Here is a 13,436-nt window from a genome sequence, read left to right as displayed (position 1 = left end):
CTAGCCCGGAGCGCTCACGTCGTGACCGGTCGCCCTGACCAGACGCGCCGGGACGCCGGCGACGACGACGTCCGGCGGCACGTCCCTGGTGACCACGGCACCGGCTCCCACGATGGCGCCGTCGCCGATCGTCACCCCGGGCACCACGGTCACCCCGGCGCCGAGCCACACCTTGCGCCCGATGACGACCGGAGCGGGGACCATGTCGGCGCGCCGGTGCGGGTCGACCGCGTGGTTCAGCGTGGTGACGGTGCTGCCGTGACCGATGAGGGTGCCGTCCCCGATCGTGATGCCGCCGGTGTCCTGGAAGCGGCACCCAAGGTTGATGAAGACGTCCTCGCCCAGGGACAGGTTCTTGCCGAACTCACTGTGGAACGGGGGGAAGACGGTGACCGACTCGTGGACCGGCCGGCCCGTGAGCCGGCCGAGGAGCGCGCGCACCTCCTCGGGCGTGCGGTAGCCCGCGTTCAGCTCGGCGGTGATCCGGAAGGCGTCCTGGGCGGCGTGGTGCATGAACACGTGGTGCTCCGAGCCGCCCGCGATGACCGCACCGGTCGCGACGTGGTCGAGGAAGTCCTGCAGCTGCACGGCGCTCACCCCGCCTCGACGGTCGCGATGACCGGTCCGTCGATCTCGGCGATCCTCGCGGCGGCGTCTCCGTCGAGGCGGCCCAGGACCACGATGCCGGGGAAGGCGGACTGGTCGCCGTAGTAGAGGACGAGGTCGTGGCCCGGCGCGTAGTAGCCGAGGTCACCGACGTCGGGGTCGGCGCCGTCCGGCTGGCCGTCGAGGGACAGCGGAGCCGGCAACGGTCCGGTCTTCTCGACACCGCCGTGGTCGGTCATGTCGACGGTCACCGGCAGCTGCGCGAGGAGGTCGGCGGCTGCGGCGCTGGCGTCGAGGGTCGCGGTGAATCGTCGGTCGCCGATGGTGATGCGGACCTGCATGTCGTCCTCCGTGAGGTCGGGGGTGGGTCTGGTGCTGGCCGTGGGGTCGTCGGCGCCCGTGGGCCCGCTCGGCGCGGTGCTCGACCCGGTGCTTCCGCCGCCGCACGCACCGAGCGTCGCCGCCAGGGCGACCGCCACCAGGCGCGCGCCGGGGGCGCGTACGGGGTCGCGGGTCGTCACGACAGCGAGTCAACGCGTCAGGACGTCAGTGAGGGAGTCCCTGCCGAGGGGCGTACTGACAGGACACCTCTCGAGCGCCCGCCGCCGCCCCGGCCGGCCTACGCTCGGTGCGTGGACAACCGGCAGGAGGTGCGCGAGTTCCTCACCACGCGCCGCGCCCGCATCACCCCGGACCAGGTCGGGCTCGCGACCACGGGCTCGCGCCGGGTGCCCGGCCTGCGGCGCAGCGAGGTGGCCACGCTCGCCGGCCTCAGCGTGGAGTACTACGCACGGCTCGAGCGCGGCCAGATCGCCGGAGCCTCCGCGAGCGTGCTCGAGGCGCTGGTCCGCGCACTGCAGCTCGACGAGACCGAGCGGGCCCACCTCTTCGACCTCGCCCGCGCCGCCGATGGCATCCCCGCCTCGAGCCGCGCGCGGCGGCGTACGCCGGCCCGCGCCGCGTCCCGGATGAGCCTCCGGTGGGCGCTCGACGCCGTCACCGACGGGGTCGCCCTCGTCCGCGACCCCTGCCAGAACCTGCTGGCGACCAACGCCCTGGGCCGCGCGTTCTACTCCCCTGTCATCGGCGAGGGCGAGCAGGGCAGGGGACGGACACCCAACCTCGCGCGCTTCCAGTTCCTCGATCCCGCCTCGCACGACTTCTACCCGGACTGGGAGGTGTTCGCCGCGATGTGCGTCGGGATCATGCGCACCGAGGCGGGACGCGACCCGCACGACCGGGAGCTCCAGGACCTCGTCGGCGAGCTGTCCACCCGCAGCGAGACGTTCCGCCGCTTGTGGGCCGACCACGACGTGCGCACGCACGGTGCGGGCACCAAGCGGTTCGCCCACCCCGTCGTTGGCGAGGTCACGCTCGCCTACGAGGAGCTGGCGGTCACCGCCGAGCCCGGCCTGGTGCTGCTCGTCTACACCGCCGAGCCCGGCTCCCCCTCCGCCGAGCGCCTCCGGCTGCTGGCGTCGTGGGTGGCGTCCGAGCAGGTGCCCGGGTCGCGCTGACGTTCCGACCGGATCAGGCGCGGCCGGAGGAGCGCGCATTCGCCTGCCCTTGGCCGTCTCGGGCACACTTGTCTTTCCCCCTGCATGTCCGGCGCACGTGCGAGCACCGCGTGCTGGACGGCGGGTGCGTCGAGTGCCTGCGCCCGGTCGCGGCACCCGGCCGGCACACCTCGAACCGCGCTAGCAGTCCCATGCCCACCGCTCGTCCGAGAGGAGCGCACCGTCATGGCAGTGACGACCCAGCACGAGGCCGCGGCCGTCGCGACCACGGACTCCATGCCCCGGCGCGCCTCGACCTTCCTCGTCGCGAACGCGTTCGTCATCGGCGCCCTCGCGTTCGCCGCGAGCCTGCTGCTCGACCGGCCGATCGCCGACCCCGAGGGCAGCTTCCTCGGGCCGTCGTGGGTGCGGCTCCCGGTGCTGTGCGCGGCGGCTATCGTGGCCGACCTCCTGCCCCGCGCGCTGTGGCAGGGCCGCCTCGACCCGGTGCGCACGGTCGACGCGGTGCGCCACCGGCTGCGCACCCACTGGACGGGTCCGCGGCTGCGGCTCGTCGTCGTGGGGATCTCGGCGTTCTACGTCATCTACGTGTCCTACCGGAACCTCAAGTCGGTGCTGCCGCTGGTGCGCGACGTGAAGTACGACCGCGAGCTGAGGGTGCTCGACCGGCTGCTGCTCCTCGGGCATGACCCGGCCACCGTGCTCCAGGATGTCCTCGGCACCGGCGTGGTGGCGCACCTGCTGTCGGCGGTCTACCTCACCTACATCCCGCTCGTGGCCATCCTCGTCACCGTCTGGCTGGTGTGGTCCACCAACATCCGCTACGGCTGGTGGTTCGTCACTGCGCAGGGCATCGCCTGGACGCTCGGCGCGGCGTCGTACTACCTGCTGCCCACGCTCGGGCCGGGGATCATGTACCCCTGGCTGACGACCGACCTGACGCCCAACGGCACATCGGACCTCATGGACTCGCTGGTCCACGCCCGGCAGGGCTTCCTCTGGGGCGACGGCGACTACCAGGGCGTGGCCGGGTTCGCGAGCCTGCACACCGCGATCGCGCTGCTGTGGGCCCTGATGGCCCGCGCCACGATCGCGAACCGCACGATCCGCACCGTCTTCTGGCTCAACTTCGCCGCGACCGTCGTGGCCACGCTCTACTTCGGCTGGCACTACATCGCCGACGACCTCGCGGGCGTGGCCATCGCGATCGCGGCGTTCCGGATCGGGGCCTGGGCCACGGGGCACCGGCTGGACCCGGTGCGACCCGCCGAGCGCGTCAGCAGCTCCTAGGCCCGGCCGGCGCGGACCCGAGGCGTCAGGTGTCGCGGCGTCGCACCGCCGCGGCCAGAGCCGCGCGCAGGTCGTCGGCGGTGGCCCGCCGGGTGCCCGTCGCGAAGTCCTGCGCGCCCGGAGCGACGTACGGCTGACCGTATGCCGGGGTGTCGGGCTGGTAGCGCCAGCCCTCGGCGAGCGGCCCGGCGTCGTGGGCGTCGTAGCCGATGGAGTCGAGGAACGCGACGACCGCCTCCTTGGCCGCGGCGTCGTCGCCGGCGATCGCCAGGGCGGAGCGCTCCGGGTCGCCCGAAGGGCGCTGGAGGCTGCCGAGGTGCGCAGCTGCGATGTTGTTGAAGGCCTTCACGACGTGCGAGTCGGGCAGGTGGGCCTGGAGGAGCTCGGAGCTCGTGGTCGAGTCGTCGTCGAGCTCGGCGATGTGGCCGTCGCGCTGCGAGTAGTAGTTGTTGGTGTCGATGACGACCTTGCCGCGCAGCGGCTCGACGGGCACCTGCCGGTAGGCCTTCAGCGGCACGGTGACCACGACGACGTCGCCCGCCTCGGCGGCCTCCGCGGCCGTCGCGGCGCGCGCGCTGTCACCGAGGTCGGCGACGAGGTCGACGAGCGTCTCGGGGCCGCGACTGTTGCTCAGCACCACCTCGTGCCCGGCATCGACCGCCAGCCGGGCGACCGTGCTGCCGATGTGTCCACTGCCGATGAGTCCGATGGTCGTCATGGTGGGGTGAACGGGCGCGGCCGGGTGTTCATTCCGGCGAGCCCGGAGGACGCCACCAAGGACCCTGCGAGGACGCCACGAGGGGCCGCACCTGTCGGCGCGGCCCCTCGGCGACCCGTCAGACGTGCGACTACCGGCTCTTCGCCCTCAGCACCCGCACGGTGGTCCTGGCCAGCACCTCCCCGTCCCGGTCGAGGACCCGGAGGACGAGCCTGCCCTTCAGCCGCTTCGGCACCGCCGTGCGGACGGCGAAGCGCCCGTCCTCGACCTTCGCGGAGGCGAGCCTGCGTCCCCCGAGCGTGATGCCCACCCGGCGCACCGCGACGTCGCGGCCGACGACCTTGAGCTTCTTCCCGGCCCGCACCGTCCCCGGCTCGACCCGCACCGACGGCTCCACGACGGGCGTGGGGGTGGGGGTGGGCGTCGGGGTGGGCGTTGTGGTGGGCGTCGTGGTCGGGGTGGGCGTCTCGGTCGGCGACGGCGTCCCGGTCGGTGTCGCGGGTGAGGTCTCGAAGGTCCACCTGCCCGACCCGACCTCGTACCGGACGACGCCGTCGGCTGCTCCGAGGAACTGCGCCTCGGCTCCGTCCGGCCCGCGGACGACGTACTGCTCGCCCGTCGGGGCGGGGAGCTCCACGACGGCCGTGGTGTTCACGGGCAGGGTCGTCGTCAGCGTGGTGCCGGCCGCCGAACGCGTCCAGTCGGAGGAGACCCGGCCGTGCTGCGTGAGCTGCGACCCCTCGGCGTGCGTGAGGCCGGTGCCCGGGATGGTGACGAGCAGCTCCTTGCCGCCGGGAGCGGTGACCTCGATGCCGAGGACCGAGTCGAGGAGGTGGACGATCGAGCGGGAGCCCCAGCCGTGCGAGGCGCTGTTAGCCGACCCGCTCAGCTCCCACGACTCGGGGGTGAAGGTGCCACCGTCGGCCAGCCAGCCGGCCCAGCCGTAGTCCTCCTCGTTGGTGAGCAGCCTGAGCAGGTCCTCGTCCCGGCCGGAGTCGGCCAGGGCCTCGACCAGCCAGTGCGCGGTCATCGGTCCCTGCTTCATTCCCATGGCACCGAGGTGCGCACCGAGCCGCGGCAGGTCGTCTGCCGGGGCGATCCCGAGCGCGACGGCGTACGACGTCGCGTGCTGCCCGGCGTGCGGGCTCTGTGAGCCGTCCTCGAGCAGCCCGTCGACGTAGGTGCCGTCCGGTCGGCGCAGGGTCGCGTTCATCCGGGCCGCCAGTGCGTCCGCGTCGGAGCGGTAGGACTGCACCTCCGCGGCCGGACGGCCGAGCGCCTCGCCCACCAGGGCCACCTTGCGCAGCACGTCGACGCCGAGCGCGTTGACCGTGGTGCGGGCGGCGGCCGCCATGTCGTAGCCGAACCGGCCGTGGGCCGGCCAGTCGACGATGCCGTGGAGGTACTGGCCGCTGCCACCGGAGAGCCGGGTCACCAGTCCCTGGGTGGCTCCCGCGGTGGCGATGTGACGGCGGACGTAGCCCGCGGTCGCGGCGAGCTCGTCGTAGGTGTCCTCGAGGACCGCGGTGTCGCCCGTCTCCATGTAGTAGCGCCAGATCCAGTCCGGCACGACCTCGGTGAAGTCGGGGATGTCGCGCTTGCCGTCGCCGTTGGGGTAGACGGCGTTGTAGCGGCCGGCGTCGTTGCCCGCGTTCCAGTAGCGCTGCTGGCTCAGCATGAACTCGCGGATCGCTTGCCGGGTCGCCGCGCGCTCGTGGTGGCTGGCCATCAGGCCGTACGAGATGTTGACGGTGTCGTGCAGGAACTGGCCCTGCTCACGCGTCGGGGTGTCGACGAAGGTCTCCTGCACGGAGTACTCCAGCGAGCGGGCCATGAGGTCCCACACGGCGTCGAGGGTCGGGTCCGAGGAGTCGAACGTCGCGGTGCCGCCCTCGGGGTAGGCGGTGGTGACGACCGTGGCGCTGACGTCGTCGACGGTGATCTCCTCCTCCGCACCGGGGATCTCGAGGTAGCGGAAGCCGAGGTGCCCGAACGCCCGGTAGTCCTGCTCGCCGGCGACCTGCGTGTAGGGGAAGGACATGTTGGTCCCCTGCGTGTCCACGCCGCTGGTGGAGACCCGGCCGCCCTCCGCGAGGCCGTAGCTCGCGCGGATCTGCACGACGCGACCCTCGACGCCCTGGTCGAAGTGCACCGCCGGACGGGCCGGGACGACCTTGCCGAAGTCGGCGACGGGGGTCCCGTCGGCCGCCACCAGGATGCGCTCGGGACGCACGACGGTCTCGGTGAGGCGGGTCTGCTGGGGCTCGAGGTGGGTGAACGGCGCCGTGGGGTGCTGTCCGACCACGACGGCGTCGGACCAGCTGCTGTCGTCGTACCCGACCTCGGTCCAGGCGCCGATCGCCCGCGCGGCCGGGCCGTCCTGGTGCTCGACGTAGAGCCCCTCGCCGTTGCGCGTGCCGACGAGGACGAACGGTCCGCGGCGGACCTTCCAGCTGCCGTCGGTGGTGACGACGAAGCTCGACCCGTCCGCGTAGTCCACGACGACGCGAGCGAGCAGGCCCGGGACGCCGGCCGCGCGTCCCTGGCCGCCGCTGAGCCAGTGGAGGTGGGCGCCGACCGACAGGCGCTCGCCCGCCGTGACGAGGTCGGTGACGTCGGCGACCTGGTAGTAGCCCTCGCCGGGGTAGCCGTAGTTGCTCATCCGGTCGGCGCGCTGGCCGTCGAGGTAGAGCTCGGCGGTGTGGCTCGCCGCGAGGTAGCTGCGGGCCCTCACGATCCGGCCGGCCGGGACGTCGACCTCGGTGCGGGCGTACGTCCTCTCGTCGGCCTCCTGCGTCGTCGAGCCGCGCACCCACTGCGACAGGTCACCGGAGAACTCCTCGGAGAAGAGCGCGGTGGCGCCGTCCAGCGAGGTGACCTCGATGTCGTCGAAGTCCGCGACCTCGCCACTGGCCTGGCGGAAGCCGATCGTCCCCGCGCGCGACCCGGTGGCGGAGGGGTCGGTCCAGGTGTCGACGACCTGGCCGTCGATGCTCGTCTGGAAGGTCTGCCCCTCGACGCGGATGCTGAGCTCGTAGGTCACACCGGGGTCGATCACGTGGGGGACCGTCCGTCGCGCGTCGGTCGGGAAGGCACCCGCGACCATGCGGTGGGTCTTGATGGCGTTGTCGTTGGCGTGGAGCTGCCACATGTAGCCCGTCGCGCTGTCGGGCGCGCGGAACACCACTGCCGCGGCGCGGCTCACGGGCGTGACGTCCATCGTGACGACGTAGTCGGTCCACTCGGTCCCGGGCTTCGCCAGCGAGACGTTGCCGCCGCTCACCCGGCCCCGGCCGTCCACGGTGCTGATCGCGAGGGCGTCCGGGTTGCCGGGCGGACGCCGGATCCAGGAGGCCTGCCCCCAGTCGTCGTCACCGATCGCGGTCTCGAAGGGCGTCCACGCCGACCACGGCGAGTGGCGCTCGTCGCGGTCCCAGGTGCGCACGCGCCAGGTGTAGGCCTCCCCCGGCTCGAGCTCGGGGCCGCCGTAGGGCACGTACGACTGCTGCGCCGACATCACCCGGCCGGAGCTCCAGACGATGCGGTCCTCGGCATCCTTCACCTGGATCCGGTAGGCCGTCTGCACCTCGTTGGCGTCCACGTCCTGCGGGAGCCAGCCGAAGCGGGGCCGGGTGCTGGCGTCCAGCGGCGCCGCCAGGTCGTCGACCACCAGCCGTTCCGGCGCGGTGGGACGGGTGCCGTCCGCGGCGCTCGCCGTGCTGACGGGCCACACCGAGGCACTGAGCGCCAGCGCGGTAGATGCGGCCAGGGCGACGCCGAGGCGGCGTGACCTGGATGTCGGGTCGTTCATGGACTGCTACCTCCGAGGTGGTGGACTCCAACGCGGCACGTGACGCCGCTCACACACCTTCCGTCGCCGCGTTGAAACGTGTCAACCGTCGCGGCCTCGGTGACCGGAATCGGTCACCCGTGGTGGTTCGAGTCAGCCCCGCTCCGCATGAAGCGTTTCAGGTGGGCCACCGTTGCTGGCTCGGTGGCCGGCGCGGGCCGGTGGGGGACGTCCCTAGTCCCGGTCGTCGATCCGCACCCCGGTCAGTCCCTCGAGGCGCTCCAGGACGCTCGCCTGGAAGGCGGCGTCACGCGTGGCGGGGTGCGGCTCGCGGCTCTCGTGGTGGTGCCAGTAGCCGCCGGTCCGCGGCTCGATCTCCTCCTCCGGCGCGCTCGCGAGCCAGACCTGCGTGCGGCGGCCCTCCACGAGGTCGTCCGGGGCGCTGCGCCCGCCCATGCGCGTCGGCACCCAGCCCGGGTCGACGGCGTGCGACAGCGTCCCCGGTCGCCGCCCGGCCAGCGCCATGGTCAGGGCGGTGACCCACAGCTTGGTGTCGGAGTAGCTCCCGCCCCGCCGGAGGTCCGTCGTGCCGGAGCGGTGCATGCCGCTGCTCAGCACGATCGACCGTCCGGGCGGCCGCATCAGCGCGGTCAGGACGTAGGGCGCGACGACGTTGACCGCCGTCGCCAGCGACCGGTCCATCGTCCCGGCGTTGTGGACCACCGCGTCGAACCGGCCGAACCCGTCGAGCTCACCCGCGAGCCCCACCGTCGCGTCGAGGTCCGCCAGGTCGGCGTACGCCGTGCCGGCGACGCGGTCGAGGACGCTGGGGTCCTCGACGCGGTCGGCGCTGCGGGCGTGCAGGACGACGTCGTGGTCGGCGTCGAGCAGCGCGGTGACGGTCGCGAGGCCGAGCCCGGTGGACGCACCGGTGACGAGGACGAGGCTCATGCCACCAGTCTGACGTAGAAGACTCCCCCAGGGTCTCGGGTCCCCGGGGGAGTCAGAGCCGCCTGTCAGAATCGAACTGACGACCTAGTCATTACGAGTGACTCGCTCTACCGACTGAGCTAAGGCGGCGCAGCCCTCGAGCAGTGCTCGGCGGACCGCGGGCAACTATACGGATGGCGCCCACTGGGACCGAAATCCGGGGTGGGCCCGACCGGCTAGGTTCGGAGCGACCGCACCACCTCACCACAGGAGGCACGATGCCCACTCGCTCCGCACGCACCGCTTGGAACGGCGGACTCCAGGACGGATCCGGCCAGGTCGAGCTCTCCAGCTCCGGCGCCGGCACCTTCGACGTCAGCTTCCCCAAGCGTGCCGCCGACGACGCGCAGGGGACCACGAGCCCCGAGGAGCTCGTCGCCGCCGCGCACTCCGCCTGCTACGCCATGGCGCTGTCCAACATCGCGACCGAGGCCGGCGGGACCGTCCAGTCGCTCGACGTGTCCGCCGACGTCACGCTCGGCCCCGACAAGGAGGCCGGCGGCTTCAAGCTGACCGGCATCGTGCTCAAGGTCCGCGGCGAGGTCGACGGCCTCGACGACGCGGCCTTCAAGAAGGCCGCCGAGGAAGCCAAGGCCGGGTGCCCGATCAGCAAGGCGCTGGCCGCGGTCGACATCACGCTCGACGCAGCCCTGGAGGGCTGAGGCCCTCGGCCTCGCATCCTGGCGTCATACGGACCGGCACCCGTGGGTGCGGGTCCGTATGACGTGGGGCTGCCCCGACCGGGCACTTCCTGCCCGTCCCGAGGCCTGACCGGGCACTTCCTGCCCGTCCCGAACCTCGACCGGGCACTTCGTCGCGCAAGGAGGTGCCCCCTCGGCGCGTCAGACCGGCAGGAGGTGCCCGCTCGGCGCGTCAGACCGGCACGAAGTGCCCGCTCGGCGCGTCGGACCGGCAGGAAGTGCCCGCTCGGCGCGTCAGACCGGCACGAAGTGCCCGCTCGGCGCGTCAGACCGGCACGAAGTGCCCGCTCGGCGCGTCAGACCGGCACGAAGTGCCCGCTCGGCGCGTCAGACCGGCACGAAGTGCCCGCTCGGCGCGTCAGACCGGCACGAAGTGCCCGCTCGGCGCGTCAGAACGCCAGCGGCCCTCAGCAGGTCGTCCCGTCGTCGGGGACGGCCCCCTCGGTGAGGTAGTCCTCGACGACGGCGTCGATGCACGCGTTGCCGGCGTTGTAGGCGGTGTGGCCGTCGCCGTCGCGCTCGACGAGGACGCCCGACTCGAGCTGGGCGGAGAGCGCCCGCGCCCACTTCAGCGGCGTGGCCGGGTCGCGCGTGGTCCCGAGCACGAGGATCGGCGCCGCACCCTCGCCGCGGATGGTCAGCGGCTCCTCGCTGGACTCGAGGCCGATCCCGCGGCAGCCGGCCGTCCCCCAGGCGAACACCCTCCCGAACGTCGGGGACGCCTCCTCGAAGGCCGGGAAGAGCGACGGCACCTCGTCGAACGGCACGGCCGCGGGGTCGTCGAGGCAGTTGATGACGTAGTTGGCCTCGACGGAGTTGTCGAGGTAGGTCCCGTCGCCGCTGCGGGAGGCGTACGCGTCGGCGAGCTGCAGCAGCGCGGAGCCCTTGCCGTCGAGGGCGGAGGCCAGCGCGGTGCTCAGCAGGAACCAGTAGTCGCGGTTGTAGAGCGGCGTGATGATGCCGTAGAACGCGCTCCCCACGGTCAGCTCGCGCTCGCCGGCCGGCAGCGGCTCGTCCTCGAGCGAGTCGAGCAGACCGGTGATGGTGGCCAGGCCCTCCTCGACGCTGTCGCCGAGGAAGCAGTTGTCGGTGGAGTCGAGGCAGTTCTGCACGTAGGCGCGCAGCGCGGTCTCGAAGCCGGTGGCCTGCTCGAGGGACAGCTCCTGGGGGTCGAGCGAGACGTCGACCGCCCCGTCGAGCACGAAGCGGCCCACCTGCTCGGGAAAGAGCTCGGCGTAGGTCGCCCCCAGCTTGGTGCCGTAGGAGGCGCCGAAGTAGGTCAACGTCTCCTCGCCCAGCGCAGAGCGGAGCACGTCCATGTCGCGCGCCGCCTCGGTCGTGGTGACGTGCCCGACGACGGGGCCGGACCCCTGCGCGCACTTGTCGCCGAAGGTCAGCACCGAGGTGCGGTAGTCGGCCTGCTCCTGAGGCGTGTCCGGCGTCGGGTCGCCGGCGAGGTAGACGTCGAGCTCGTCGTCGCTGAGGCAGTCGACCGGCGCCGACCGGCCGACCCCGCGCGGGTCGAACCCGACGAGGTCGAAGGCCTGCAGGAGCGGCTCGCGGAAGACCTGCCCGGCCGCGGCGGCGTACGACGTCCCGGGCGCGCCGGGGCCGCCCGGGTTCACCACCAGGGAGCCGAGGCGCGCGCCGCTCGCCGGGACGCGCAGGAGCGCCAGGTCGATCGACTCGCCACCCGGCTCGGAGTAGTCGACCGGGACCTCGAGGAGGCCGCACTCCTGGTCGGCGTTGGTCTCGCACGGCTGCCAGTCGATGCGCTGGGAGTAGACGTCGGCGAGCGCGGGCTCGGGCGGCTCCGTCACCGAGGCGGGCGGCGGGGTGGTCGGGGACGGCGTGGGAGGAGGACCGGAGCGCGCCGACGAGTCGCCGCCGCGGAACGACAGCCCCACCGCCACGACGGTCACCAGCACCACCGCCAGCACGACGACGAGGGCGACGACGCGCTTCACTGGCGCCCGCCGGGGAGCTGCAGGGCGACCGTCATCGACTCCAGCGCCAGCTGCGGCGGCACGTTGAACTCCAGCATCTGCTCGCGGGCGGTGAAGATGGCGTCGATCATGCGCAGGACCTGGTCGGGCGAGGCCGCGCGGGCGACGACGGCGACGTCGCCGCGGAGCTCCTCGTTGACCAGCATGCCGGGGGCTCCGACGGCCAGCGCGATGGCGTCGCGGTAGACCGAGACGAGGTCCATCAGCGCCCGGTCGATCACGTCGAGCACGCGGCGCTTGGCCTTCTGCTTCTGCATCCGCTCGAGGTCGGCGAGGGCGGCGCGGTAGGCCCGGGAGGTGATGTCCTTGCGCTCGGAGCCGAAGACCGACTGCAGCTCGGTGACCTCGGCGGCGTTCGCCTCGGCGGTGATCGCCTCGGTCTCCTCCTTGGCGAGCTCGGCGAGGTTGGTCGCCGCGGTCATGCACGAGCCCAGGGACGTCAGCCGGGCGGGGATGCTGACCACCTCGCGCCGACGCGTCCGGGTCTCCTCGTTGAGGGCGAGGGCCCGGGCCCGGCCGATGTGGCCCTGGCTCGCGCGGGCGGCGAAGCTCGCCAGCGTCTCCGAGACGCCGTCGGTGCGGGCCAGGAAGGTGGCGACGTCGGACGTGCCGGGCGTGGCCAGGGTGAGGGTGCGGCAGCGGGAGCGGATCGTGGGCAGCACGTCGCGCACCGTCGGCGCGCAGAGCAGCCACACGGTCTTGGGCGTGGGCTCCTCGATGGCCTTGAGCAGGGCGTTGCCGGTGCCGCGGGCGTGGTCGGGGTCGCCGAGCCGGTCGGCGTCCTCGATCACCATGACCTGCCAGCGGCCGTGGGAGGGCGCGAGCGCCGAGCGCTGCACCAGCTCGCGGACCTCCTTGATGTAGAGCGTGGACGTCTCCGACCGGGTCACGCTCACGTCGGGGTGCGAGCCCGCCAGCACGGACCGGCAGTCGCTGCACTCACCGCACCCGCCGAGCCGGCACTGCAGCGCGGCGGCGAACGCGAGGGCGACGTTGGAGCGGCCGGAGCCCGGCGGGCCCGTGATCAGCCACGCGTGGGTCATGCCCTGCCCGGCTGCGGCATGCTGGAGGACGTCGATGGTGGAGCGCTGGCCGACGAGGTCGGACCAGACGGTGCGCGTCCCGCTCCCGGCCGGGCTGGTCACGCGTCCTCCAGCAGGGGCGCGACACGGGCCTGGATCGCGGCGGCGATCTCGTCGATCAACGCCCGCGCGTCGAGGACGACGTAGTGGTCGGGGTCGGCGGCGGCGAGGTCGAGGAACCCCTGGCGCACGCGCTGGTGGAAGGCGAGCGACTGGCCCTCGATGCGGTCGCGGCCCGTGAAGCGGTCGAGCCCCGTCTCGGGGGCGAGGTCGAGGACGACGGTGAGGTGGGGCCGCAGGTCGCCGGTCGCCCAGCGCGCGACCGCCTCGACCTCGGAGACGTCGAGCGCGCGCCCGGCCCCCTGGTAGGCCAGCGTCGAGTCGACGTAGCGGTCGGTGATCACGACCTCGCCCCGCTCGAGCGCGGGCAGCACGACGTGGTCGACGTGCTCGGCCTTGTCGGCGGCGTAGAGCAGCGCCTCGGTGCGGTCGGACAGGTCGCCGGTCGCCGGGTCGAGCACGATCCGGCGCAGCTCCTTGCCGACCGCGGTGTCACCGGGCTCGAAGGTGAGCAGGACGGTGCGGCCCTGCTCGACGAGCCAGTCGCGGAGCAGGCGCGACTGGGTCGACTTGCCGGCCCCCTCGCCGCCCTCGAAGCAGACGAAGAGTCCCCGCTCCGCATACACGCCCTCGCTCACGCGCACACCCTACGGGCGGGGTGGGACACGCCCCCCGC

11 protein-coding genes and 1 tRNA gene are annotated in these 13,436 nt (G+C 73.1%); 3 read left to right on the top strand and 9 right to left on the bottom strand.

Annotated elements, in window-relative coordinates:
- Both SHK17_RS01770 and SHK17_RS01765 read right to left on the bottom strand, forming a co-directional pair.
- Complete coding sequence (locus SHK17_RS01770) at window positions 1–597, bottom strand: DapH/DapD/GlmU-related protein (protein ID WP_322425678.1); 597 nt, start codon at window positions 595–597, stop codon at window positions 1–3.
- Window positions 594–1,127, bottom strand: a complete 534-nt coding sequence (locus SHK17_RS01765; protein WP_322920875.1) for a cyclophilin-like fold protein — start codon at window positions 1,125–1,127, stop codon at window positions 594–596. Before SHK17_RS01765 ends, SHK17_RS01770 begins: the two co-directional genes overlap by 4 nt.
- A 111-nt stretch (window positions 1,128–1,238) precedes the next feature.
- Here SHK17_RS01765 and SHK17_RS01760 point away from each other — a divergent pair, with 111 nt between their 5' ends.
- Both SHK17_RS01760 and SHK17_RS01755 read left to right on the top strand, forming a co-directional pair.
- Window positions 1,239–2,123 (top strand): helix-turn-helix transcriptional regulator, encoded by an 885-nt coding sequence (locus SHK17_RS01760; protein ID WP_322920874.1) that lies wholly within the window; start codon window positions 1,239–1,241, stop codon window positions 2,121–2,123.
- Window positions 2,124–2,348: 225 nt separating this feature from the next.
- Window positions 2,349–3,413, top strand: coding sequence for a phosphatase PAP2 family protein (locus tag SHK17_RS01755; RefSeq protein ID WP_253943040.1), 1,065 nt, complete (start codon window positions 2,349–2,351; stop codon window positions 3,411–3,413).
- A 25-nt stretch (window positions 3,414–3,438) separates the two neighbouring features.
- Here SHK17_RS01755 and SHK17_RS01750 read toward each other — a convergent pair whose 3' ends face one another.
- The 4 genes from SHK17_RS01750 to SHK17_RS01735 form a co-directional block, all read right to left on the bottom strand.
- Window positions 3,439–4,131 carry an NADPH-dependent F420 reductase gene (locus tag SHK17_RS01750; protein WP_172269138.1) on the bottom strand — a complete coding sequence of 231 codons (693 nt, stop codon included), beginning with the start codon at window positions 4,129–4,131 and terminating at the stop codon, window positions 3,439–3,441.
- 130 nt (window positions 4,132–4,261) lie between these two features.
- Window positions 4,262–7,942, bottom strand: coding sequence for a family 78 glycoside hydrolase catalytic domain (locus SHK17_RS01745; RefSeq protein ID WP_322920873.1), 3,681 nt, complete (start codon window positions 7,940–7,942; stop codon window positions 4,262–4,264).
- A gap of 213 nt (window positions 7,943–8,155) precedes the next feature.
- On the bottom strand, window positions 8,156–8,872 hold the full coding sequence (locus SHK17_RS01740; protein ID WP_322920872.1) for an SDR family NAD(P)-dependent oxidoreductase: 717 nt from the start codon (window positions 8,870–8,872) through the stop codon (window positions 8,156–8,158).
- Between the two features lie 56 nt (window positions 8,873–8,928).
- Window positions 8,929–9,001, bottom strand: a tRNA-Thr gene (locus SHK17_RS01735).
- Window positions 9,002–9,129: 128 nt separating this feature from the next.
- Between SHK17_RS01735 and SHK17_RS01730 the strand changes: the two genes are divergently transcribed.
- On the top strand, window positions 9,130–9,573 hold the full coding sequence (locus SHK17_RS01730; protein ID WP_322425685.1) for an OsmC family peroxiredoxin: 444 nt from the start codon (window positions 9,130–9,132) through the stop codon (window positions 9,571–9,573).
- A 446-nt stretch (window positions 9,574–10,019) separates the two neighbouring features.
- On the opposite strand, the gene SHK17_RS01725 is transcribed toward SHK17_RS01730, so the two are convergent.
- From SHK17_RS01725 to tmk, 3 genes are read right to left on the bottom strand one after another with little or no spacing between them, the layout of a single operon-like run.
- Window positions 10,020–11,579, bottom strand: coding sequence for an alpha/beta hydrolase (locus tag SHK17_RS01725; RefSeq protein WP_322920871.1), 1,560 nt, complete (start codon window positions 11,577–11,579; stop codon window positions 10,020–10,022).
- Window positions 11,576–12,763, bottom strand: coding sequence for a DNA polymerase III subunit delta' (locus tag SHK17_RS01720; protein WP_322425687.1), 1,188 nt, complete (start codon window positions 12,761–12,763; stop codon window positions 11,576–11,578). The genes SHK17_RS01725 and SHK17_RS01720 overlap by 4 nt, the downstream gene beginning before the upstream one ends.
- The gene (tmk, locus tag SHK17_RS01715; RefSeq protein WP_322425688.1) at window positions 12,760–13,398 is read right to left on the bottom strand and encodes a dTMP kinase; all 639 of its coding nucleotides are present in this window, start codon (window positions 13,396–13,398) and stop codon (window positions 12,760–12,762) included. Before tmk ends, SHK17_RS01720 begins: the two co-directional genes overlap by 4 nt.
- Between the last annotated feature and the right edge of the window lie 38 nt (window positions 13,399–13,436).

This window comes from Nocardioides renjunii, assembly GCF_034661175.1.
Lineage (GTDB): Bacteria > Actinomycetota > Actinomycetes > Propionibacteriales > Nocardioidaceae > Nocardioides > Nocardioides renjunii.
Note: the sequence above shows the minus strand (reverse complement) of the source record. Positions and strands in the feature narration are given on the sequence as shown.

What these genes read in the sequence shown, in the direction of transcription:
- SHK17_RS01745 (WP_322920873.1), bottom strand. Translation starts at nt 7,942, where the DNA reads ATGAACGACCCGACATCCAGGTCACGCCGCCTCGGCGTCGCCCTGGCC.
- SHK17_RS01730 (WP_322425685.1), top strand. Translation starts at nt 9,130, where the DNA reads ATGCCCACTCGCTCCGCACGCACCGCTTGGAACGGCGGACTCCAGGAC.
- SHK17_RS01755 (WP_253943040.1), top strand. Translation starts at nt 2,349, where the DNA reads ATGGCAGTGACGACCCAGCACGAGGCCGCGGCCGTCGCGACCACGGAC.
- SHK17_RS01750 (WP_172269138.1), bottom strand. Translation starts at nt 4,131, where the DNA reads ATGACGACCATCGGACTCATCGGCAGTGGACACATCGGCAGCACGGTC.
- SHK17_RS01740 (WP_322920872.1), bottom strand. Translation starts at nt 8,872, where the DNA reads ATGAGCCTCGTCCTCGTCACCGGTGCGTCCACCGGGCTCGGCCTCGCG.